This window comes from Amycolatopsis sp. NBRC 101858 (genome assembly GCF_030269325.1).
Lineage (GTDB): Bacteria > Actinomycetota > Actinomycetes > Mycobacteriales > Pseudonocardiaceae > Amycolatopsis > Amycolatopsis ponsaeliensis.
This window is the reverse complement of record NZ_BSTD01000008.1, coordinates 583,050-603,428: the sequence shown is the minus strand read 5'-3', so window position 1 is coordinate 603,428 and position 20,379 is coordinate 583,050. Positions and strand designations below refer to the sequence as shown.

Sequence of the window (20,379 nt, the reverse complement as noted above, 5' to 3'; positions counted from 1 at the left end):
CTATCACGCTCAGCCGAAGATGCGCGGCTTGGCCTGGGCCTCGATGTCGTCCGTGTACGCCGAAACGCGCGTGTAGACGCCCGGCTTGCCCGCCTTGCCGCAGCCGTCGCCGAAGGACACGATGCCGATCAGCGTGTCGCCCACCACGAGCGGGCCGCCGGAGTCGCCCTGGCACGCGTCGATGCCGCCTTCGGCGTACCCCGCGCAGACCATGGTCTTCTGGTCGTACACGGAGTAGTCGGAGCGGCAGGAGCTGTCGGACACCAGCGGGACCTGGGCGCTGCGCAGGTAGTCGGACCGGTCGCCGCCGTCGGCGACGCGGCCCCAGCCGAGCACCGTCGCCTTGGTGCCTTCGCGGTACGAAGCCGCGTCACCGTTGCCGGGCAGCTGCGCGGGACGGTAGCCGAGCTGGCCGCGGACGGTCAGGACCGCGATGTCGTCGCCCTGCGTCGGGTCGTTGTAGCCCTTGCTGATCCAGACCTTCGAGACGCTCAGCACGTCACCCTCGTCCGTGCGCTTGTCCTCCCGGCCGGCCACCACGCGGATGCTCTGCTTCTCGACCGCCTTGGCGCAGTGCGCCGCCGTCGCGACCGCCGTCGAGCTGACGATCACCGCGCCGCAGAACTGGTTCCCGCCCGCGTCGGTCAGGTACACCGCATACGGGTGGTCCGAGAGCGAGGCCTTGTCGCCGCCCACGATCCGCGGCTGGTTGGCGGACGCCGGGTCCGCCGACGCCGTGCCGACCACGACCGGGACGGCCACCGCGGCGACCGCGAGGAACGCGCCGCTCGCGAGCAGCAGGGATCGGCGGGACTTCACGGACATGGGTCGTTCCCCTCTTCGAACAGCAAAGTCACAGCGCTCGGCACCCGGATGACTCCGGTGCGTGAACGAGCGGCCCTGAATACCCTAATCGGAGTGGGCCCGAAACGGTGTCACTGAAACGGGTGGACTCCGCGCTCACCGAACGCTTCTGTCAGGCTGGAGGGATGCGGCGGACAGCGACGGCGGTGTGCGGGACGGTCTTGGCGTGCACGCTGGGCGCCTGCACGTCGGAACTCCCGCAGACCCCGCAGCCGGTGGCCGCGGCGCCGTTCTCGACGGCGGTGGCCAAACCCCCCGCCCCGGTGACGTCGGCGCCGCCGGCGGCGGCGAGCAAGCCCGTTGTCACCTGGCAGGTGGGTGCCCGCCCGCTCCCCGTCGGGCCCGGCGGCTTCGGGGCCGTCGAACCGACGCCAGCCGAACTGGTGAACCGGGCACTTCCGACAAAAGACGTCCTCCCGCCGCCGGCGGACGGCCGGTACCACGCGACCGTCAGCGCGGTGCCCGCCGACGTCCTCGCCCGCAGCACCTGGCAGCCCGCCTGCCCGGTCAAGGCGACCGACCTGCGCTACCTGACGATGTCCTTCCGGGGCTTCGACGGCCGCGCGCACACCGGCGAAATGCTGGTCAACGCGAAGGGCGCCGCCGGGATCACCCAGGTCTTCGGGCAGCTCTTCGCCGCGGGCTTCCCGCTGGAAGAGATGCGCGTGACCAGCCCCGAGGAGCTGACCGCGCCGCCGACCGGCGACGGCAACAGCACCAGCGCGTTCGTCTGCCGCCCGGCGCGCGGGCAGACGTCCTGGTCCGCGCACGCGTACGGGCTCGCGGTGGACGTCAACCCGTTCTGCAACCCCTACACGCAGGGCAAGCTCGTGCTGCCCGAGCTGGCTTCGGCCTACCTCGACCGCGCGAACCGCCGGCCGGGCATGGTCCTGGCGGGCGACGCGACCGTGCGCGCGTTCGCCGCGATCGGCTGGACCTGGGGCGGAGCCTGGACCAGCCCGAAGGACCGGATGCACTTCACCGGCAACGGCCACTGAGCACGTAATACGACGTTAAGCACAGGCGGGAACACCCGCCTCGCGGCGACGGTTGGCTAGGGTGAATCGACCGGAACCGACCCCGCGGAGGATGCAGTGCCCCACTACGACCTGGTGATCGTCGGGACGGGATCGGGGAACTCCATCCTCGGGCCCGGTTTCGCCGGCAAGAAGACGGCGATCGTGGAGAAGGGCACCTTCGGTGGTACCTGCCTGAACGTCGGCTGCATCCCGACGAAGATGTTCGTGTACGCCGCCGACGTCGCGTACACGCCTTCGCACAGCGCGAAGTACGGCGTCGACGAAGAGCTGAAGGGCGTGCGCTGGCGCGACATCCGCGACCGCATCTTCGGCCGGATCGACCCGATCGCCGCCGGTGGCGCCGAGTACCGCCGCAGCCACGAGGACAACGCGAACGTCGACGTCTACGAGGGCACCGGCCGCTTCACCGGGCACAAGGAACTGCGCGTCAGCTTCCCCGACGGCCGTCCCGACGAGGTGCTGACCGCCGACAAGTTCGTGCTCGCCGCCGGCGGGCGCCCGGTCATCCCGGACATCCCCGGCATCGAGGACGCGGGCTACTACACGTCCGACACGGTGATGCGGCTCGACGAGCTGCCCGAGCGGATCGTCATCCTCGGCGGCGGGTACATCGCGGCCGAGTTCGCGCACGTCTTCGCGTCCTTCGGCGTGCAGGTCACGCTGGTCAACCGGTCCGCGCGGCTGCTGCGCGGCGAAGACGAGGACGTCAGCGCGCGCTTCACCGAGCTGGCTTCGGAACGCTTCGACGTCCGCCTGGAGCGCAAGACGGTCCGTGCGCGCAGGACCGCCGACGGCGTCGCGCTCGACCTCGAAGGCCCGCAGGGCGCCGAGACGGTCGAGGCCGACCTGCTGCTGGTCGCCACCGGCCGGAAGCCGAACTCCGACCTCCTGGACGTCGCCGCCACCGGGGTGACCACAATGGACAGTGGGCACGTCGTGGTCGACGACTACCAGGAGACCGTGGTCGAGGGCATCTACGCGCTCGGCGACCTTTCCTCGCCGCACGAGCTGAAGCACGTCGCGAACCACGAAGCCCGCGTGGTGCAGCACAACCTGCTGCACCCGGACGAGCGGATCAAGGCCGACCACCGGTTCGTGCCGCACGCCGTGTTCACCCACCCGCAGGTCGCGTCGGTGGGCCTCACCGAGCAGAAGGCACGCGCCAAGGGCGTCTCGTACGTGACGTCGAAGCAGGACTACGCCGGGATCGCCTACGGCTGGGCGATGGAGGACACGACGGGCTTCGCGAAGCTCCTGGCCGACCCGGCGACCGGGCAGCTGCTCGGCGCGCACATCATCGGGCCGCAGGCGTCGAGCGTCATCCAGCCGCTCATCCAGGCGATGAGCTTCGGCCAGGACGCGCACTCGATCGCGCGCGGGCAGTACTGGATCCACCCGGCCATGCCGGAGCTGATCGAGAACGCCCTGCTCAGCCTGCCCCTGGACTGAGTCACCGCGGGCCGGGCGGGGTGACCGCCCGGCCCGCGGGAGTCCCTAGAGCGTGATCGACCAGGTGTCGAGGGTGCCGGTGTCGCCGGGCCCGTAGTCGGTCACGCGCAGCTGCCACTTGCCGGACGCCGGGGTCGCCGTCGCGGGCACGGTGAAGGTGCGGGCGCCGCTCCACGGCGTGCAGGTGCTGCCGCCGCTGTACTTGAGCGCGTACGCCTTGCCCTTCGGGTCGAGCAGCGTGATGCCGAGGTCTTCGGCGCACGTGTGCCGGATGGTCAGCGAGACGCCGATCGTGGCGGCCGCGCTGCCGGTGAGCGTCGAGGCGATCGGGCTGAACACCTGCTGGTAGTCCCGGATCGCGTAGTCGGTGTCGTTGGTCAGCGTGCGGTTGCCGCCGCCACCCGCCTGGGTGCGCGCGGACACCGCCGCGCTCGCCGGCGACGCGTTCCCGGCGGCATCCTTCGCCTTCACCGTGAACGTGTAGGCCGTGTCCGGGTTCAGGCCGCTGACCGTGGCGCTGGGCCCCGCGACGCTCGTGGCGAGCGCGGAGCCGTTGTAGACGTCGTAGCCGGTGACGCCGACGTTGTCCGTCGAGGCGTCCCACGCGAGCGAGACGCTGTTCGACGTCGTGCCGGTGGAACGCGGGTTGCCGGGCGCGCTCGGCGCCGTCGTGTCCCCCGTGCCGCCGCTCGTGACGAGGGTGAGCTGCCACTTGTTCAGCGCCTCGATGACCGGCTGGAACAGGGACATGTCGCCGTCGGACGGGTTCTGGACGCACTGCGACGGGCCGCCGTCGTGCAGGCCGGTGGCCTTGTCGCCGAGCAGCCAGCCACCGCCCGAGTCGCCGCCGAGGGAGCACGCCGTCGTCCAGGTCAGGTCGTCGATGACCAGGCCGTTGCCGTAGTCGGCGGACTTGTGCGTGTACTTCACTTCGCCGCACTGCCAGTGCGAAGTGTTGCCGGAGTGGCAGACGCGGTCGCCGACCATCGCCTCGGCCGCACCGGTCAGCGTGACTGCCGGCTGGCCCCAGGTGTTGACCGACGCCGACAGGTTCCAGCCCGCCTCCGTCACCGCGACGACACCCATGTCGCCTTCGCGGGCGTTGACGCTGTGCGTGCCGCCGACGTTCGACGTGCCGATCTTGTTCTGCTGACCCGAAGCGCCGTACGCGGCCTGGTTGACGTCGTTCGTGCAGTGCCCCGCCGTCAGGAAGTGCTTGGCACCAGCGGAATCCGTCACCGGGAAGCCGACCGAACAGTTGCTCTCGCTGCCCGGCCACCACGGGTTGCCGGTCTGGATCGTGCCCGACTGCTGCCGCGGCGACGTCGCCGTCTCGGTGATCCGGACGCCGAGATCCCTGACGCGGGAAAGGAAACTGTCGGTTTCCGCGGTCTTCTTCGTCCGGTCGACGTCCACACCGACGTCGTTGCCGCGGACGTCGACGCCCCAGCCGTAGACGCCGGGCACGCCCTTCCCGACCAGGGCGCGCACGGCCGCGTCGGTGCGGTCCAGGTCGGCCTGGCTGCGGGCGACGACCTGAGCCGCCGCCCCCGCCGCCCGAGCCTGGTCGGCGGCGTCGGCGCCGGTCACGGCGACGGTCAGCTTCCCGGCGGCCGCGTCGAACCACTGCCCGGCCGACTGCTCGCGCACCGAGGCGGGCAGGGCGGCGGCCAGCCGGTGCGCCCGGTCCTGGGCGGTGAGCTGAGCCCGCGCCTGGTCGGCGGTGAGCCCGAAGGCGGCGGCGACGCCCGCCACCTCGGCGTCCGGGTGGGCCGGTGCTGCTTCGGCGGGTGCCAAGCCCAAGCCGAGCGCGGCCAAGGCGGCCGCGCTCGTGACGGAAACGAATCTGCGCATCGGTTTCTCCTCGGATCGGCGAGTGGAGTGCGCCGACCGTAGAACGCGGGAAACACCGAATTGAAGATCCGGAAGTCCTTAACAGTTAACTGGCGGGCCAATCCCATTCGAATCCGTACCGGCCGGGGCCGAAGTTCAGCGCGACCCCGTGCACCGCACCGGATTCCGGGACCACCTCGGTGCATTCACCGGGCTCGGCGAACCGGCGGCACACCGCCGGGAGCGCCTCGGGCGAGAAGCGGATTTCGAGCACGTATTCCCGGACCGGCAGCCGGAACTTGCGTTCGTAGTTCGTCGCGACCGGGTGCGGCGCGCGATTCACGAGCGTGTGCTCGGTGAGCACGGTTTCCCCGCGCAGGAGCGGCCGGGCGAAGAGCAGTTCGACCACGAGGAGGCCGTCCTCGGGCCGGTGCACGCTGCGGCCCGCATGGCACCCGCGCAGGCCCCGCAGCTCCGGCAGCGGCCGGTCGTGCTCGTCCAGGTGCAGGATCACCACCCAGCGGTCGGGGCCGTCGGCCTCGGCGCGCAGCACCTGCCGCGACCGGAACTCCAGCTCCTCGCGGCCGGGGCCGACGAGGACCACGTCGTGCTGGCTGAGCCGGGTCAGCCGCTCGTCCCACCGGGTGTCCACATCGGACACCGCGGCGTCGATACGCCGTTCGTCCGGCCAGAAGCGCCCGATCTCCGCGGGCGCGGACCGGCGCACCCGCGGCGGCCCGAGCAGCGAGACGAGCGACCCCGCGGGCACCTCGAGGACGGCTTCGAGCTGACCGAGCCCGCGCACCGAGTCCCGCCGTTCGGGGCGGCTGCGGCCGGACTGCCAGTAGCTCAGCGTCGCCGTCGTGACCGAGACGCCGCGGGCGTGCAGGTGTTCGCGCAGGCGATCGAGGCTCAGGCCGCGGGCACGGATCGCCGCGCGCAAGGCCGCGTCGAACGGGCCCACGCGCAGCAACGTCCCGAGGTCCGGCGACGGCACGGCCATCCGGTGATCTTAAGCGGCGAGTAGCCGGGCGAAAGCCGTTAACAGTTAAGAGTCAGACAAACCGGCGGCGGCCCGCGAGCGCGCCGAACACCATCTGGACGAGCAGCAGGCCCAGGAGCATGGCCAGCGGAACCTGCCAGCCACCCGCGAGGTCGTGCAGCAGGCCGAAGAGGAACGGCCCGAGCGCGGCGAAGAGGTAGCCGAAGCCCTGCGCCATGCCGGACAGCCGGGCGGTGTCGGCGCCGGTCCGAGCGCGCAGCGCGATCACCGTCAGGGCGAGGGAGAACACGCTCATCCCGAGCCCGACCAGCAGGCTCCACAGCAGCGGCGACCACGACGGCGCGAGCATCAGCCCGGTCGTCCCGGCGAAGCCGAAGACGCCGAGGGTGATGATCCACAAGCCCTGGCCGCGCTGGCGGGCGGCCATCGGCGCGACGACCAGGCTGATCGGCACGGCGATCAGGGAGACCAGGCCGAACAGCAGGCCGGCCTCGTCGCGCGGCACCCCGGCGTCCATCAGCACCTGCGGGAACCAGCCCATCGCGGCGTAGGCGTAGAAGGCCTGCAGGCCGAAGAAGGTCGTGACGATCCAGGCGAGGCGGTTGCGCAGCAGCGACCGGCCGGCGTCGGCGGCGCCGGCGTGACGCGGTGCCCGGCCGGTGCCGCGGGCTGCGAGAATCCACGCCAGCAGCGCGACGACGGCCACCACCGCCCAGGCGCCCAGAGCCGGGCGCCAGCCGCCGAACGCGTCGCCGAGCTGCGGGGTCACCGCCGACCCGAGGGCGCCGCCGCCCTGCAGGGCCGCGGTGTAGACGCCGGTCATGACGCCGATGCGGGCCGGGAAGGAGTCCTTGATGACCACCGGGATGAGCACGTTGATCAGGGCGATCCCGGCGGTCGCGACGAGCGTCCCGCCGAGCACCACGGCCGGGCCGTCGAGCACGCGCAGCACGAGCCCGGCCGCGAGCGCGGTGAGCGCGATCGCGATGGCGGCGCCGACCCCGGCCCGGCGGGCCAGCAGCGGGGCGGCCAGCCCGGCACCGGCGAAGCAGAGCGTCGGCAACGTCGTGAGCACGCCCGCCCAGACCACGGAGGTCCCCAGGTCGGCGCGCATTTCGGCGAGCATGGGCCCGACCCCGGTGATGGCCGGGCGGAGGTTGAGGGCGGTGAGCACCACCGCGACCGCGAGCAGCACGCCCGCGGTAACCACACCCGGCGTCCGGATCTCCACAGCGCCGTCCAGCTCGGGTTCCAGGGCGGATTCACGGTGTTCGACGCGCATGACCGCTACTATCGCATACGTAGGATGATTGGATGAAGGGATAATTCCTGTGCCTCTGGCCACCACCCGGCGGACCGGCCTGGTCGACCAGGTCATCGAGCAGCTGCGGGCCGCGGTCACGCAGGGCGAATGGCCCCTCGGCGAACGCATCCCCACCGAGGTCGAGCTCGGCGAACAGCTCGGCGTCGGGCGCAACACCATCCGGGAGGCCGTGCGCGCGCTGGCGCATACGGGCCTGCTCGAAGTCCGCCAGGGCGACGGCACCTACGTGCGCGCCACCAGCGAGGTGTCCGGCGCGATCCGCCGGCTCTGCGGCTCGGAGCTGCGCGAGGTCCTGCAGGTCCGGCGCACCCTCGAAGCCGAAGGCGCCCGGCTCGCCGCGGTGTCGCGCACCGAGGAGGAGGTGGCGGAGCTGTGGTCGCTGCTGGCCCGCCGCGAGACGGAGCTGCGCGAGCGACGCTGGGAGGACTTCGCGCACACCGACGCCGAGTTCCACACGGCGGTGGTCCGCGCCGGGCACAACGGCCTGCTCACCGAGCTGTACCGCGGGCTGACCGAGGTGATCACGGCGAGCGTCGCGGCGACGTCGAGCATCACGCCGGGCGTGGACCACGTGCCGGAGATCGGCCACGAAGGCCTGGCCGAGGCGATCGCCGAGCGCGATCCCAACCGGGCAGCCGCCGAGGCCTGCGGGTTCCTGGACGAGCTCCTGGAGCGCGTCGAACGCTCCTGACCTGCTGGTTCACTTCATTTGGCACCACTTTCGACCCTTAAGGGTGCCAATTCAGGGTTGTCGTGGTGCCACTGCGGTGCCACAGTAGTGCCATGGACCTGACGCCCTTCGTGGACGAACTCCGCCGGGAGCTCGCGGTCGCCGCCGAAGCGGCGGGCGAGGAAGCCGTCGCCCTCGCCGAGCGGCTCACCGCGCCGCTCGAATCGGCGATCCGGCTCACCCTGCTCGACGCTCTTTCGGCCGCGGCCGACGAGATCACCCGTGACCTCGCGCCCGGCTCCGTCGAAGTACGCCTTCGCCGCCGTGAGGCCGAGTTCGCCGTTTCGCTGCCCACCACACCCGAACCGGCGCCCGCCGAAGCGCCGCCGCCACCCGAGCCCGACGACGGCGCGGTCGCGCGGATCAACCTGCGCCTGCCCGAGCAGCTCAAGCAGCGCGTCGAAGAAGCCGCCGGCCGGGACCGGGTCTCCATCAACGCCTGGCTCGTCCGGGCCGCGAACAGCGCGCTCGGCCCCGGCAAGACCCAGCCTTCGCAGCGCCGCTCGGCCTTCGGTGAGAAGTACACCGGCTGGGTTCAGTAACTCCCACTCTCTCTTTTTCGCACGTCTCCGACCTGCGGAGACGCCACCCGAGCACCCCAGGAGGGCGCAGCCATGCCTGTTTTCCCCACTCCCGAGCCGATCACGGCCACGATCGACGTCAGCGTCGCGGACGTCCGGATCGTCGCCGGGGAGCGCGCGGAGACCACCGTCGAGGTCACCCCGGCCGACCCGGGCGACAACGAGGACGTCAAGGCCGCGGCGCGGACCCGCGTCGAGTTCGCCCACGGCGAGCTGCTGGTCAAGGGCCCGAAGTACGTCACCAAGCTCTGGGGCAAGGCCGGCGCCCTGCACATCACGATCGAGCTGCCCACCGGCTCGCGCATCCAGGGCACCGCGGCCATGGGCGACTTCCGCGTCGGCGGCCGGATCGGCGACAGCCGGTTCAAGACGTCCGTCGGCGACATCGACCTCGACGAGGCTGCTCGCGTCGAGGCGAGCACCGCCACCGGCGACGTCACCGTCGCCCGCGCCACCGGGCACGCCGAGTTCGGCACCGGCTCCGGCGAGCTGCGGATCCGCGAGATCGACGGCACCGCCGTGCTGAAGAACTCCAACGGCGAGACCCGCGTCGGCGAGGTGACCGGTGACCTGCGCGTCAACGTCGCCAACGGCGACATCCTCGTCGATGTCGCCCACGCGGGCGTGCACGCCAAGACCGCCTCCGGCGACATCCGGCTCGGCGAGGTCATGCGCGACCGGGTCGTGCTCGAAACCGCCGTCGGCGAGATCGAGGTCGGCATCCGCGAAGGCAGCGCCGCGTGGCTGGAGCTCAATTCCCTGACCGGCTCCGTGCGCAACACGCTCAGCGCCACCGACGGCCCCACCGGGAACACCGAGACCGTCGAGGTCAAAGCCCACACCTACACCGGCGACATCGTCATCCGCCGCGCCTGAAACTCCACACACAAAAGGGGAAATCCATGTCGGACGCCATCGTGGCCGAAGGACTGGTCAAGAAATACGGGAAGGTCACCGCACTCGACGAAATGACGTTGGCGGTACCGGAAGGCACGGTGCTCGGCGTGCTCGGGCCGAACGGCGCCGGGAAGACCACCACCGTGCAGATCCTCACGACCCTGCAGCGGCCGGACGCGGGCCACGCGACGGTCGCCGGGTTCGACGTCGTGAAGGACGCGCACGAGCTGCGTTCGCACATCGGCGCGTCGGGGCAGTACGCCGCCGTCGACCTCGAACTGACCGGGGCCGAAAACCTCGAGATGGTCGGCAGGCTGTACCACCTGGGCACCAAGCGGGCCAAGGCGCGCGGCCGCGAACTGCTGGCCCGGTTCAGCCTGGGCGACGCCGCCGACCGCCCGGTCAAGGGCTACTCCGGCGGCATGCGCCGGCGGCTCGACCTGGCCGGCGCGCTCGTCGCGAACCCGCCGGTGCTGTTCCTCGACGAGCCCACGACCGGGCTCGACCCGCGGGCCCGCACCGAGCTGTGGGACGTCATCACCGAGCTGGTCGCCGGCGGCACCACGCTGCTGCTGACCACCCAGTACCTCGAAGAAGCCGACCGCCTGGCCGACAGCATCGCCGTCGTCGACCACGGGCGCGTGATCGCCCGCGGCACCGCGGACGAGCTCAAGGACCTCGTCGGGGGCGAGCGGATCGAGCTGACCGTCGGCACGCACGACGACGTCGTCGTCGCGCAGCGGGCGCTGGCCCGGCTGGCCAGCGGCGAGCCGCAGGCCGAAGGATTCCGGCTCACCGTGCCCGTGACCCACGGCGCGAAAGCGCTTACCGAGGCGCTGGCGCTGCTCGCGGTGGACGGCGTCGAAGTCCGCGACGTCGGCGTCCGCCGTCCCACCCTCGACGACGTTTTCCTCACCCTCACCGGTCACGACGTGACCGAGACCGCGAAGGAGGCCGTGTGATGAACGCGGTGCAGATGGCCGTGACCGACGGCGTGACCGTCGCCAAGCGCAACTCGATCAAGATCCTCCGGTCGATGGACCTGCTCGGGTCGATCGTGTTCATGCCGGTGATGTTCGTGCTGCTGTTCGGGTACGTGTTCGGCAGCGTGATCGACATCCCCGGGATCTCCTACCGCGAGTTCATGCTGCCGGGGATCTTCACGCTCGCGGTGGCGATGGGCAGCATCGTCACCGGCTACGGGCTGACCGACGACCTGCAGAAGGGCATCATCGACCGCTTCCGCTCGCTGCCCATGTCGCCGGCCGCGGTGCTGGTCGGGCGGACCACCGCCGACCTCATCCTGAACGTGACGAGCCTGCTCATCATGGGCATCGTCGGCCTGCTGGTCGGCTGGCGCGTCCACACCGGCGTGTTCGAGGTCTTGGGCGGGGTGCTCCTGCTGCTGGCCTTCGCCTACGCGTTGTCGTGGGTGATGGGGACGCTCGGCCTGGCCGTGCGCAAGCCCGAGGTGTTCAACAACGTCGCGAGCGTGGCGATCTTCCCGCTCACGTTCCTGGCCAACACGTTCGTCGACAGCGCGCGGCTGCCGACGCCCCTGCGGGTGATCGCGGACTGGAACCCGGTCTCGGCGATCACACAGGCGGCCCGCGAGCTGTTCGGCAACACGAGCGCGGCGATGCCGGTGCACGACGTCTGGCCGATGCAGCACGCCGTGCTGGCGTCGGTGCTGTGGATCGTGGTGCTGCTGGTGGTCTTCGTGCCGCTTTCGGTCCGCTGCTACAAGAAGGCAACCAGCCACTGAGGCCGTGTCGTCGCTCTGATCACGCGTGTCGACCCTTCGATCACGCGTGTCGACCCTCCCGTCACGGGAAGTCGCCGGGGAACGCCGGCTCCACCGAGCAGCCCCGTGATCCGGAAGCCGACACGCGTGATCAGCGGGTCGACACGCGTGATCGGGGAGTCGACACGGTGCGTCGCTCTGCTCGCTCGCGCCACCGAAGCCGTCCGGTCCGCCGGGCGGCTTCGGTGTGTCCGCTCAGGGCAGCGTGAGGATCTCGCTGCCCTCGGCCGTCACCACGAGGGTGTGCTCGAACTGGGCCGTCCACTTCTTGTCCTTCGTGGTGACGGTCCAGTCGTCGGCCCAGATGTCATAGTCGATGGTGCCCAGGGTGATCATCGGCTCGATCGTGAAGGTCATGCCCTCCTCGATCACCGTGTCGACGGAGGGCTCTTCGTAGTGCAGGACCGTCGGGGGCGTGTGGAACGCCGGGCCGACGCCGTGGCCGGTGAAGTCGCGGACCACGCCGTAGCCGAAGCGCTTGGCGTAGGCCTCGATGACCCGGCCGATCACGTTGAGCTGCCGGCCCGGCCGGACCGCCTTGATCGCCCGCAGCGTCGCCTCGCGGGTGCGCTCCACCAGCAGGCGCGCCTCCTCGGAGACGTCACCGGCCAGGAACGTCGCGTTCGTGTCGCCGTGGACGCCGCCGATGTAGGCCGTCACGTCGATGTTGCAGATGTCGCCGTCCTCGATCGTCGTCGAGTCCGGGATGCCGTGGCAGATGACCTCGTTGAGCGAAGTGCAGCACGACTTCGGGAACCGGCGGTAGCCCAGCGTCGAGGGGTACGCGTGGTGGTCGAGCAGGAACTCGTGCACCACCTTGTCGATGTCGTCCGTGGTGGCGCCCGGCTTGACGGCCTTGCCGCCCTCCTCCAGCGCCTGCGCCGCGATGCGGCTCGCGATCCGCATCGCCTCGATCACCTCGGGCGTGCGCACGCCGCTGCCGGTGTCCCGCTTCGGCGCCGGCTTGTCCACGTACTCGGGACGGGCGATGGAAGTGGGGACGTCACGGCGCGGCGTCTGGACGCCGGGAACCAGCGGGGCACGAACGGACATGCCCCCACTTTACGACGGCCCGCTCAGCCGACCCCCGCCAGGAACCGGTGCGCGGCCTGCACCGCCGGTTTGGACGACCCGGCCTCGGTCAGCAGCACCGCGAACGCCAGGTCACCGCGGTAGCCGACGAACCAGCCGTGCGAGCGGGAGCCGTCGCCGAATTGGGCGGTGCCGGTCTTGCCCGCGACGTCGGGGATGTCGCGCAGCCCGGTCGCGGTACCCGCCGTGACGACCTGGCGCATCATCCCGCGCAGTGCGCCCAGGACGTCGTCCGACGGCGGGTCGCCGACGTTCTGCGTGGTCGCGGGCAGGCCCTTGACGATCGACGGCGTCGGCACCTTCCCCGCCTGCACCGTGGCCGCGGCCAGCGCCAGGCCGAACGGGCTGGTCACCACCGTGCCCTGGCCGAAGCCGTTCTCGGCGCGCTGGACGGCCGAGTCGCTGGCCGGGACGGCCCCGGTCACCGTGGTCAGGCCCGGGACGACGAAGTCCGCGCCGATCCCGAACGAGCGGGCGGCGTCGGTGAGCGCCGACGCCGGCAGCCCGGCGGCGAGCCGGGCGAAGGTCGTGTTGCACGAGCGCGCGAACGCCGTCGCCAGCGGGACGCGGCCGAGGTCGAACCGGCCTTCGTTCGGGACGACGCGGTTCTCGATCGTCGTCGTGCCGGGGCAGTCGACCGGGCTGCCGGCGTCGACGTCGCCCGCCGACAGCGCGGCCGCCGCCGTCACGATCTTGAACGTCGAGCCCGGCGGGAAGCGGCCGGCCAGGGCCAGCGAGCCTTCGTCGTCGGCGGCCCGGTTCTGCGCCACCGCGAGGATGTCCCCGCTCGACGGCTGAATCGCCACCAGCGCGGCCGGGTACGGCTCGGTGTCCAGGGCCTTCTCGGCAGCGGCCTGGATCCGCGCACTGAGCGTGCTGGTGACTGCCGGCGACGGGCGCGGCGGCTCGGCCTTCAGTTCGGAGACCTCGCCGCCGGTGACGCCCCTGGTGACGATCCGCCAGCCCGCCGCCCCCGCCAGCTGCTGCTCGACCAGCGCGCGGATGCCCGGCAGAACCTGCTGCCCGGACCCGCGGGTGACCGGCAGCAGCCGCTCCTGGCTGACGAACCGGACGCCGGGCAGGTCGTAGATCACCGGCTTGACCCGCTGGTAGTCGCCGGCGCGCAGGCTGATCACCGGGTAGGCGTCGCCGGGCTTGGTCTTGCTCATCCCCTCCAGCACCGACCGGCCGGTGACCGACGGCTCGTAGCGGTGCAGCGCCTTCGCGAGCGAGCCGGCCACCGCGCTCGCGTTGCCGGTCTTCTGCGGGTCGACGGCCACCCCGATCACGGTCTGCGGGCGCATCAGCGGCACGCCGTCGCGGTCGAGGACCGGTGCGATCTCGGGCAGCTGCGGCAGCAGGCCGAGGGTCTGGCCGACGGCCAGCTGCGGGTGCACGACGGTCGGCTGCCAGTGCACCTGCCAGCCGGTCTCGGCGGCGCGCAGCAGGGCGTCGGCGCGGTAGGACCACGTGCGCCCCTGCGGCAGGTGCCAGGTGAGCTGGTAGCCGGCGGTGACGGTGTCGCCGTTCGGCTCCTTGACCTCTTCGTCGTCGACGTCGAGGGACTCGGGCTCGAGCACGCCGCGGATCTGGGACAGCACGCTCGTGGCCGCGGCCGGCGAGTCGGTGTTCGCGGCCGCGGCGGCGACGTCCCCGGACGCGAGGGCGTCGAGGAAGGCGGAGAGGGCGTCCTCGGGATCGTCGCCCGAGCACCCGGCGGTGGTCGCGGCGACGAGCAGCAGCACCGCGAGCGCACCGCGGCCTCGACGTGCACTCATGGCGGGATGATGCCTGGTCAGGAGGGGTGTCCCGGCCTCGAAACGCCGCCACGGAAGAGTGGCTAGAAGAGGACCGTCGCGTACTGGCCGACTTGCTGGAAGCCGATCTTGCGGTAGGCCGCGAGGGCGGGGGTGTTGAAGGCGTTGACGTAGAGGCTGGCGGTGCGGCCCAGGCCTTTGACGAGCCGGTTCACGACCGCGGCGGTGCCGGCGGTGCCGAGGCCGTCGCCGCGGCGTTCGGGGTGCACCCAGACGCCCTGGATCTGCCCGACGGTGGCCGACATCGCGCCGATCTCGGCCTTGAACACGACTTCGCCGTTTTCGAACCGGGCGAACGCGCGCCCGGCGCCGATCAGCTCGGTGACGCGGGCGCGGTAGCTGGCGCCGCCGTCGCCGCTGCGCGGGTCGACGCCGACCTCCTCGATGAACATCGCGACCGCCGCGGGCAGGTACCGCTCGAGCTCGTCCGGCCGGACGGGGCGGACCAGCGGGTCGGCCGCGACCAGCGGCGTCGAGTCGAGGGCCATCAGCGGCTGGTCGTCGCGGACCTCGCGGGCCGGGCCCCACTCGTCTTCGAGCTCCTCCCAGAGCCCGAGGACCTGCTCGGCCGGGCCGACGAGGGAAGAACAGGTGCGTTGCCTCCGGAGCGCGCGGTCGGCGAAGGAGCGCAACGCGGGGGCGTTGCCGCGCAGGGGAATGAGGTTGGGCCCGGAAAAGCACAGGCCTTGGAGCCGTCCGGCCCGGACCGGACGGCTGTCGGCGGCCCAGAGCTCGCCACCGAGCCGCCACGGGTCGAGACCGGCAGCCTCGACCCGGGCGCTGACCATGCAGCTGCCCACCGGGTCGGCGGCGAGCGCGGCACGGACCGCCGGATAGTCCCGATCATCGAGCAGCCGTGCACCTGCAAGCCGCAACACGGGGTCCAGGGTGCCAGATTCCGCCGGTAAACGGAACGCGAGGTCGTCGACACGCTGGGATGAACGGCCCGGGTCGCGGTTCCCGGGGAGAATGGGCCGTATGCAGCGGTATACGTACAAGGTCGTCGAGGTCCGGGAGAAGATGATCGGCGGCAAGATGTCGGGCGGGAAGCTCGAGAAACTGCTCAACGACCACGCCGAGGACGGCTGGCAGCTGAAGGCGATCACCTCGGCGGAGGTGAAGGGGCGGGTCGGGCCCGGCGGGGTGGACGGGCTGCTGGTGACGTTCGAGCGGCCGGTGCAGTAGCCGGGCTCCCGCTTCGCCGCCGGCCGGGGAGGTCATGAACAAGCACGTTCATGACCTCCGGGCGGGTCAGGGTGCGCCGCGGTAGGTGCCGATTGTCCAGGCGTTGCCCTCCGGGTCGCGGAGGCTGAACGTGTGGGAGCCGTACTCCGTGTCCGTCAGCTCCGCCGTGATCTCCGCGCCCGCCTTCTTCACCCGGGCGTGGATCTCGTCGACCTTGTCCGACACCACGTACACCGCGCCGGTACCGGGCTTCATCGCGTCGTGGATCCCGTCCGGCGGGCGGACGCTGCCCAGCATCACCGCGCCGCCCTCGGGCCAGCGCAGCTCCGCGTGCGCGATCAAGTCGCCTTCGGGCACCACCAGTGCCTCGGTGAAACCCAGGACGTCGACGAGGAAACGGACCGCCGCCGGGGCGTCGTCGTAGCGCAGGGCGGGCCAGACGTTCGGTTCAGGAGTCATACCGGCGAGTCTTGCCCCGCCGCCACCTCCTCGTCTTGGAGGAACGGGAGCTCCTCGGCGATCCACGTGCCCGGCGTGCACCCGGCCAGCGCCCGCCACTCGTTGGTCAGGTGCGCCTGGTCGTAGTACCCGCACGCGACGGCCAGCGCCGCCAGGTCCGCGTGCCCCTGCCGCAGCAGCCGACCGGCGCGCTCGAACCGCAGCACCCGCGCCGCCTGCTTCGGGGCCAGGCCCAGCTCCGCGCGGAACCGCTCCCCCAGGTGACGGCGGCTCCAGCCGACCTCGCCGGCCAGTTCCGCGACGCGCACTTGCCCGTCGGCGCCCCGCATCCGGCGCCACGCCTCCCCCAGCTCCGGCGGCGGTGCCACCGGTGAGACCGCCCGCGCGGCCAGCACGCCGTCGAGGAGGGCGAACCGCTCCCGCCACGTCGGCAGCGCACCCAGCCGCTCCGGCAGCGAGCCCAGGCCGAACTCGGCCAGGTCGTGCACCTCGCCGCCGAGCTCCGCCGCCGTGACCCCGAACAGCGTCCGCACGCCCAGCGGGTCGAGCTCCAGCTGCAGCCCTTCCTGCCGGCGGTCCTGCCGGATCAGCACCGCGCGCGTGTGCAGCCCGCCGACCAGCGCCTGCAGGCTGTGCCCGGACATCCGGACCGGCCCGGCGAGGCTGATGACCAGCGTCACGTGCCGGGACGGCAGCCCGCGGTGGACCGGCAGCGTCACCTCGTCCTGCGCGTACCCGACGTAGCGCGTGACCAGGGGCCGCACCACGGGGTGCGGCTGGTGGACAGCCCAGGTCACGCTCACGAATACCAGCGTAAACGTCACCACCGACAGTTCCGGTTCTGCTAACACGGAGGGTGCGTCCCCCCGCGGAAGGAACCACCGATGACGATCCAGGAGCAGGCGCAGCAGCTCGAGCTGCTCGCCGACCAGGTGCCCACCGGCATCGCGCTCGCCACCAAGAGCGACCTCGAAGACCTGCAGGCGCAGGTGCTCGGCCTGCTCGGCGAAACCTCGACCGCGACCGCGATCCAGGGCTCGATCCAGCTGGCGTCGCAGCAGATCGACGAGGTCGCCGCCGCGCTGGAGAACGTCCGCCTGCAGATCCGCGACGCCGCCCAGCACCACCTACAGGGCTGACTCGTAGTACGAGTGGACCGCCGGCTGGCCCGTGTAGTTGGGGCCGGCCCGGTCGTCCGCGCCGAGGTAGCGGAAGGGCAGGACCCCGGTGAACGGGCCGGTGCGCCGGATCCGGCGGGCCCGTGCGTCGTAGGCGAAGCCGGCGGATCGCAACGCCGGCAGGACCCGGCGCGCGCCGCCCGGCAGCCGGACGCCGGAGACGTCGAAGTTCGCCACGAACACCCCGCCGTCGCTCAGCCACGACGCCGCCCGCCGCAGCGCGCCGAGCTTGTCGCCGACGTAGTGCAAGCCGTGTACGCAGGTCACGAGGTCGAACCGGCCCGCGGGCTCCCACGCCGTGATCGACGCGGTTTCGAACCGCACGGGCCCGGTCGCCGCGAAGTACCCGACCAGGTCGACGCCGGTGATGTCGAGGTCCGGCCGGGCCGCGGCCGCGTCGAGGAGCGCCCGTCCGCTGCCGCAGCACAGGTCGAGCCAGCGCGCGCCCGGCGGCAGGCCCAGGATGTCGAACCCGAGGACGCGCGAATAGCCGTCACGACCGGCCAGCCGCCGCTCGCGGTTCATCGCGCGGTTGGCGACGACGGACGACGCCTCCAGCGCGTCGTCCGCCAGCAGCGCTGTAACAGCCGGGGCTTCGCCCCGAGCCGGGGGCTTCGCCACCCGGACCCCCGATAGCAGCTCAGCCAGCGGTGACGACCGGCTCGCCCTGGCCGAGGGACTCCCCGGCCTCTTCGGCGATGCGCATGGCCTCTTCGATGAGCGTCTCGACGATCGCGTGCTCGGGCACGGTCTTGATGACCTCGCCCTTGACGAAGATCTGGCCCTTGCCGTTGCCGGAAGCGACCCCGAGGTCGGCCTCGCGAGCCTCGCCCGGGCCGTTCACGACGCAGCCCATGACGGCCACGCGCAGCGGGATCTCCATGCCCTCGAGCCCGGCCGTGACCTGCTCGGCGAGCGTGTAGACGTCGACCTGCGCGCGCCCGCACGACGGGCACGAAACGATCTCCAGCTTGCGCTGCTTGAGGTTCAGCGACTGCAGGATCTGGATGCCGACCTTGACCTCTTCGACCGGCGGCGCGGACAGCGACACGCGGATCGTGTCGCCGATGCCCTGCCGCAGCAGCGCGCCGAACGCGACGGCCGACTTGATGGTGCCCTGGAACGCCGGGCCCGCCTCGGTGACGCCCAGGTGCAGGGGGTAGTCGCACTGCTCGGCGAGCAGCTCGTACGCGCGCACCATGACCACCGGGTCGTTGTGCTTCACCGAGATCTTGATGTCGTGGAAGTCGTGCTCGGCGAACAGCGACGCCTCCCACAGCGCCGACTCGGCCAGCGCTTCGGGCGTCGCCTTGCCGTACTTGTCCATGATCCGCTTGTCGAGCGAACCCGCGTTGACGCCGATCCGGATCGGCGTGCCGTGGTCCTTCGCGGCCTGCGCGATCTCCTTGACCTGGTCGTCGAACTTCCGGATGTTGCCCGGGTTCACGCGGACCGCGGCGCAGCCGGCCTCGATCGCGGCGAAGACGTACTTCGGCTGGAAGTGGATGTCGGCGATCACCGGGATCTGCGACTTCTTCGCGATCGCGGGCAGCGCCTCGGCGTCGTCGGCCGACGGGCAGGCGACGCGGACGATGTCGCAGCCCGCGGCGGTCAGCTCGGCGATCTGCTGCAGGGTCGCGTTGACGTCGGAGGTGAGCGTCGTCGTCATCGACTGCACGGAGATCGGGGAGTCGCTGCCGACGCCGACCGAGCCCACCTGGAGCTGGCGGGTCTTGCGGCGCTCGGAGAGGACGGGCGGGGGCAGGGCGGGCATACCGAGTGCGACGGTCACGGCCTCCAGCGTACCTACCCCGACCGGGCCACCTTCACCATGTCAACCGTCACGGTGAGCAGCATTACGCCCTGTATGGCCCGCCCAGGAGGGGCCGGAACCCCTCCGAGGCGGGGCACTACTGCAGACGAATCGGGTTGACGATGTCCGCCGTCACCGTGAGTAGGGTCACCGCGCCGCCGATGAGCACCAGCACCATCGTGATCCCGGACAGCTTGGTGTAGTCGACGGGCCCGCCGGCGACCTTGCCGCGCCGGGCCCGGATCCAGTCGCGGACGCGCTCGTACCAGACCACCGCGATGTGCCCGCCGTCGAGCGGCAGCAGCGGCAGCAGGTTGAACACGCCGATGAAGAAGTTCAGGCTGGCCAGCAGGAAGAAGAACAGCACCCAGATGCCGCGCTCGACGGCCTCGCCGCCGATCCGGCTCGCGCCGACGACGCTGACCGGGGTGTTCGGGTCGCGCTCGCCGCCGAAGATCGCGGTGACGACGGCGGGGATGCGCTCCGGGAACTCGACGAGCCGCTGGGCCGTCTCGGAGAACATCGTGCCGGTGAAGCTGAACGTGGCGCCGACCGCGGCGACCGGGCCGTACTGCGTGGTCAGCGCGGGTGGCTGCGCCGACGCGCCGATCATGCCGACTTCCTTCACCCCGGCGCTGGTCCAGCGCTTCACCTTCGGCACGTCGACGGTGAGGTTCAGCGTCTTACCCTCGCGCAGCACCTGGAAGGCCGTCGGGCCGCTGGTGGCCTGCACGGCGGCGAGCATCTCGTCCCAGGTCGCGACCGGCTTGCCGCCGACCGAGAGCACCTTGTCGCCGACCTGCAGGCCGGCCGTCTTCGCCGGGGTCGGCGCGCCCGGCGGGCAGGAGCTGTCCTGGGCCTCGGCCTCGGTGGTGGTCGAGCGGGCGCAGGAGGTCGCGGCCAGCACCGGCTCGGTCGTGGCGGGGGCCAGGTTCGGCAGCCCCATCGTCACGGCCATCAGGTACAGCACCACGAAGCCGAGGATGAAGTGCGTGACCGACCCGGCGCTCATGACGACGGTGCGCTTCCAGGTCTTGAACCGCCACATCGCACGCGGCGCCTCGTCCGGCGTGACCTCGTCGAGCGCGGTCATGCCGGCGATGTCGCAGAAGCCGCCGAGCGGGATCCACTTCAGGCCGTACTCGGTCTCCCCGCGGCGCCAGGAGAACACCGTGGGCCCGAAGCCCACGAAGTACCGGCGGACCTTCATGCCGAAGGCCTTCGCGGTGACCATGTGGCCGGCCTCGTGCAGTGCGACGGAGACGCAGATCCCCAGTGCGAAGAGCACCACACCGATGATGTAGGACACC

At 71.7% G+C, this 20,379-nt stretch carries 21 protein-coding genes; 9 read left to right on the top strand and 12 right to left on the bottom strand.

Features of this window, described 5'->3' with window-relative positions; translation table 11 throughout:
- Positions 1 to 9: 9 nt before the first annotated feature.
- On the bottom strand, positions 10 to 825 hold the full coding sequence (locus QSK39_RS50020; protein WP_285484892.1) for a S1 family peptidase: 816 nt from the start codon (positions 823 to 825) through the stop codon (positions 10 to 12).
- A 164-nt stretch (positions 826 to 989) separates the two neighbouring features.
- Here QSK39_RS50020 and QSK39_RS50015 point away from each other — a divergent pair, with 164 nt between their 5' ends.
- Entirely contained in the window at positions 990 to 1,862 is an 873-nt protein-coding gene (locus tag QSK39_RS50015; RefSeq protein WP_285484891.1) for a M15 family metallopeptidase, read from the top strand.
- 96 nt (positions 1,863 to 1,958) lie between these two features.
- Complete coding sequence (locus QSK39_RS50010) at positions 1,959 to 3,353, top strand: mycothione reductase (RefSeq protein WP_285484890.1); 1,395 nt, start codon at positions 1,959 to 1,961, stop codon at positions 3,351 to 3,353.
- A 45-nt stretch (positions 3,354 to 3,398) separates the two neighbouring features.
- On the opposite strand, the gene QSK39_RS50005 is transcribed toward QSK39_RS50010, so the two are convergent.
- The 3 genes from QSK39_RS50005 to QSK39_RS49995 form a co-directional block, all read right to left on the bottom strand.
- Positions 3,399 to 5,207, bottom strand: a complete 1,809-nt coding sequence (locus tag QSK39_RS50005; RefSeq protein WP_285484889.1) for a proprotein convertase P-domain-containing protein — start codon at positions 5,205 to 5,207, stop codon at positions 3,399 to 3,401.
- Between the two features lie 85 nt (positions 5,208 to 5,292).
- Entirely contained in the window at positions 5,293 to 6,189 is an 897-nt protein-coding gene (locus QSK39_RS50000; RefSeq protein WP_285484888.1) for an XRE family transcriptional regulator, read from the bottom strand.
- Between the two features lie 52 nt (positions 6,190 to 6,241).
- Positions 6,242 to 7,471: a CynX/NimT family MFS transporter gene (locus QSK39_RS49995; RefSeq protein WP_285484887.1), complete on the bottom strand. Its 1,230-nt coding sequence runs from the start codon at positions 7,469 to 7,471 to the stop codon at positions 6,242 to 6,244.
- Between the two features lie 49 nt (positions 7,472 to 7,520).
- Here QSK39_RS49995 and QSK39_RS49990 point away from each other — a divergent pair, with 49 nt between their 5' ends.
- The 5 genes from QSK39_RS49990 to QSK39_RS49970 all read left to right on the top strand — a co-directional run bounded on the left by QSK39_RS49990 (position 7,521) and on the right by QSK39_RS49970 (position 11,486).
- A complete protein-coding gene (locus QSK39_RS49990) occupies positions 7,521 to 8,204 on the top strand; it encodes a FadR/GntR family transcriptional regulator (RefSeq protein WP_285484886.1) in 684 nt (227 codons plus the stop codon).
- A 92-nt stretch (positions 8,205 to 8,296) separates the two neighbouring features.
- On the top strand, positions 8,297 to 8,785 hold the full coding sequence (locus QSK39_RS49985) for a toxin-antitoxin system HicB family antitoxin (RefSeq protein WP_285484885.1): 489 nt from the start codon (positions 8,297 to 8,299) through the stop codon (positions 8,783 to 8,785).
- Positions 8,786 to 8,857: 72 nt separating this feature from the next.
- Positions 8,858 to 9,700 (top strand): DUF4097 family beta strand repeat-containing protein, encoded by an 843-nt coding sequence (locus QSK39_RS49980; RefSeq protein WP_285484884.1) that lies wholly within the window; start codon positions 8,858 to 8,860, stop codon positions 9,698 to 9,700.
- Between the two features lie 26 nt (positions 9,701 to 9,726).
- Positions 9,727 to 10,683, top strand: coding sequence for an ATP-binding cassette domain-containing protein (locus tag QSK39_RS49975; RefSeq protein WP_285484883.1), 957 nt, complete (start codon positions 9,727 to 9,729; stop codon positions 10,681 to 10,683).
- Entirely contained in the window at positions 10,683 to 11,486 is an 804-nt protein-coding gene (locus tag QSK39_RS49970) for an ABC transporter permease (RefSeq protein ID WP_285484882.1), read from the top strand. Before QSK39_RS49975 ends, QSK39_RS49970 begins: the two co-directional genes overlap by 1 nt.
- A 234-nt stretch (positions 11,487 to 11,720) precedes the next feature.
- Here the strand turns inward: QSK39_RS49970 and map are convergent, their stop codons facing one another.
- From map to QSK39_RS49955, 3 genes are all read right to left on the bottom strand, one after another.
- Positions 11,721 to 12,578, bottom strand: a complete 858-nt coding sequence (map, locus tag QSK39_RS49965) for a type I methionyl aminopeptidase (RefSeq protein WP_285484881.1) — start codon at positions 12,576 to 12,578, stop codon at positions 11,721 to 11,723.
- A 23-nt stretch (positions 12,579 to 12,601) separates the two neighbouring features.
- Positions 12,602 to 14,395, bottom strand: a complete 1,794-nt coding sequence (locus QSK39_RS49960) for a penicillin-binding transpeptidase domain-containing protein (protein WP_285484880.1) — start codon at positions 14,393 to 14,395, stop codon at positions 12,602 to 12,604.
- Between the two features lie 62 nt (positions 14,396 to 14,457).
- Positions 14,458 to 15,312 carry a GNAT family N-acetyltransferase gene (locus QSK39_RS49955; protein WP_285484879.1) on the bottom strand — a complete coding sequence of 285 codons (855 nt, stop codon included), beginning with the start codon at positions 15,310 to 15,312 and terminating at the stop codon, positions 14,458 to 14,460.
- A 100-nt stretch (positions 15,313 to 15,412) separates the two neighbouring features.
- Here QSK39_RS49955 and QSK39_RS49950 point away from each other — a divergent pair, with 100 nt between their 5' ends.
- Positions 15,413 to 15,619, top strand: coding sequence for a DUF4177 domain-containing protein (locus QSK39_RS49950; protein WP_285484878.1), 207 nt, complete (start codon positions 15,413 to 15,415; stop codon positions 15,617 to 15,619).
- Between the two features lie 66 nt (positions 15,620 to 15,685).
- Here the strand turns inward: QSK39_RS49950 and QSK39_RS49945 are convergent, their stop codons facing one another.
- A complete protein-coding gene (locus QSK39_RS49945) occupies positions 15,686 to 16,078 on the bottom strand; it encodes a VOC family protein (protein WP_285484877.1) in 393 nt (130 codons plus the stop codon).
- The gene (locus tag QSK39_RS49940; RefSeq protein WP_285484876.1) at positions 16,075 to 16,881 is read right to left on the bottom strand and encodes a helix-turn-helix domain-containing protein; all 807 of its coding nucleotides are present in this window, start codon (positions 16,879 to 16,881) and stop codon (positions 16,075 to 16,077) included. Before QSK39_RS49940 ends, QSK39_RS49945 begins: the two co-directional genes overlap by 4 nt.
- A gap of 81 nt (positions 16,882 to 16,962) precedes the next feature.
- Here QSK39_RS49940 and QSK39_RS49935 point away from each other — a divergent pair, with 81 nt between their 5' ends.
- Positions 16,963 to 17,217 carry a hypothetical protein gene (locus tag QSK39_RS49935; protein WP_155545387.1) on the top strand — a complete coding sequence of 85 codons (255 nt, stop codon included), beginning with the start codon at positions 16,963 to 16,965 and terminating at the stop codon, positions 17,215 to 17,217.
- Here the strand turns inward: QSK39_RS49935 and QSK39_RS49930 are convergent.
- The 3 genes from QSK39_RS49930 to QSK39_RS49920 form a co-directional block, all read right to left on the bottom strand.
- Positions 17,206 to 17,877: a class I SAM-dependent methyltransferase gene (locus QSK39_RS49930; protein ID WP_285484875.1), complete on the bottom strand. Its 672-nt coding sequence runs from the start codon at positions 17,875 to 17,877 to the stop codon at positions 17,206 to 17,208. The genes QSK39_RS49935 and QSK39_RS49930 overlap by 12 nt on opposite strands.
- A 19-nt stretch (positions 17,878 to 17,896) precedes the next feature.
- Positions 17,897 to 19,048 (bottom strand): flavodoxin-dependent (E)-4-hydroxy-3-methylbut-2-enyl-diphosphate synthase, encoded by a 1,152-nt coding sequence (gene ispG, locus QSK39_RS49925; protein WP_285484874.1) that lies wholly within the window; start codon positions 19,046 to 19,048, stop codon positions 17,897 to 17,899.
- Between the two features lie 118 nt (positions 19,049 to 19,166).
- The gene (locus QSK39_RS49920) at positions 19,167 to 20,378 is read right to left on the bottom strand and encodes a M50 family metallopeptidase (protein ID WP_285484873.1); all 1,212 of its coding nucleotides are present in this window, start codon (positions 20,376 to 20,378) and stop codon (positions 19,167 to 19,169) included.
- Between the last annotated feature and the right edge of the window lies 1 nt (position 20,379).